The sequence below is a fragment of the Gemmatimonadales bacterium genome (genome assembly GCA_030697825.1).
In the GTDB taxonomy this organism is placed as follows: domain Bacteria; phylum Gemmatimonadota; class Gemmatimonadetes; order Gemmatimonadales; family JACORV01; genus JACORV01.
Genome location: JAUYOW010000240.1, coordinates 1 through 1,786, shown reverse-complemented (window position 1 = coordinate 1,786; position 1,786 = coordinate 1). Strand labels below are relative to the sequence as shown.

Sequence of the window (1,786 nt, the reverse complement as noted above, 5' to 3'; positions counted from 1 at the left end):
GACATAACTCCAGTTGGCCGGCGGGTTCTCGGACGAGTATTCCAGTGTCACGTTCGAGACTCCTACGGAGTTATTGTTCCATGTTATGGTGTATGGCTCCTCCGCTATCACCGGGTCCCCGTTCTCAGGGGCCGTTATGTCGAACCAGCCTAAGATAGCGAAGGGCGCGCTTGATGTGTCGTTGACAACATTGGGATTCGAGGAGTGCTTTATCGCGATCCTGGTTGTATTGGACGTTATTGTGTCGTTCCCTATGAGCCAGGGGAAGCTGGCGTCGCTTCCTATATAGTTGTACTCGTCGATGATGGGCGTCCAGGTCGAGCCGCCGGCGTCCGTCGAGTAGGATATGTTGACGTAGATATTGGGATACTGCTTCCAGTATATGGTCTTGTTGGCGCCTACGGTCCACTCCTCGCCGCCGTTGGGCGTAGTTATGTCTATACTTCCCACTATGTTGAACTTTGACGTGGCGCCTGAGACGTTGCTGTCGGCGGCGTCGGTCACCCTTATCTTGGCGTTGTCGTTACAGAGTAATGTCGGCACCATCCACAGATATGTCCCTGTTGGGCCTGTGGGAATGTCGGTCGCGTTCGCCTCGGTCTCGTTCTGTACCCAGCTCCAGGGCGCGCCTCCGGTTGTCGTGTACTCTATATTGACGTTCGTTATCGTGGAGCCGGTCGTGGTCCAGTTTATCAGGGTGTTGTTAGAATGCGCCGAGACGTTCTGGCCGCCTATGGGGGCCGTCACGTTTATCTGCGGATAGATATTGAAGACGACGTCGGATGCATCGAAGACTTCGCTTGTGAAGTTAGTCCTGGCGTCCGATATGTTTATGAGGCACTGGGCGCTTCTTATTGTATCGTTGACGGTCCAGTTGTATGAGTTCAGTCCCGCCGTTGCCGTGACGCTCGCGTTTATGGTGTACCAGGGCGAGCCGTTTGTGGTGGAGTACCTTATTATGACAGGCGTCACTGTTCCTGTCGAGGTCCAGTTTATCTGCTTTTGCTGGCCGACGTACCAGGTGACGTTGGTGTTTGGCTGTGTAACGGTGATACCGCCCTTTATCTTGAAGGCGTTATCGGATGTGTCGTTAACGTCTATCGAGGCGTTGCCTTCCTGGGTAGATATCTTGACCTTGGCCTTGGCCGTTATGTCGTCAGGTATCGTCCAGTTGTAGATCATGGTGGCGTTGTCGGCTCCCGGAGCGGGCTCATCGGGTATATCTATCCAGACAGGGTCTGAGGAGTTATTGCAGTATTGGAGCTTAAGGACTTGAGAATATGTCCCGATCGTCTTCCACTGTATCTGTTGGACGGAACCGTTCACCCAGCTTTCGGTGCCGTTCGACGGCTGTAAGAGTATGATGCTTCCCTTTATGGCGAAGGTGTTTTGTGATGTATCATTAACGCCCGTGTCGTTCATGTCCTCGACCTTTACCGAGACGTTATAGCCGATCGCGTCGGGGATGGGCCATGTGTAATTAGCGCCCGTCGTGTTATTTATCGTGTAGGGCCAGCTTGTGCCGTTATTGGTGGAGTATTTTAACCTCACGCCGGGTATGCTGCCGTATGTGAGCCATGTGATGTTGTAGGTCGATGTGCCGTTATATGTCAGGACTATGCCCGGATTAGAGGGGGCCGTAAGGTCAAGGGAACCCTTTATCTTGAAAAGGCCTGCCGATTCGTTATATGTCTGGTTATTGGCCGTGTGGGTTATGTTTATTTTGCCTTCTACCGTGGTCGTCTCGTTTAAAGGTATGGTCCATGTGTAAGGGGCGCTGGCTGCA

The 1,786-nt window shown here is 52.9% G+C and carries 1 protein-coding gene; it reads right to left on the bottom strand.

Annotated elements, in window-relative coordinates; translation table 11 throughout:
- The coding region (locus Q8Q85_12440; GenBank protein ID MDP3775064.1) for a hypothetical protein at positions 1-1,786 on the bottom strand (1,786 nt) is incomplete at both ends.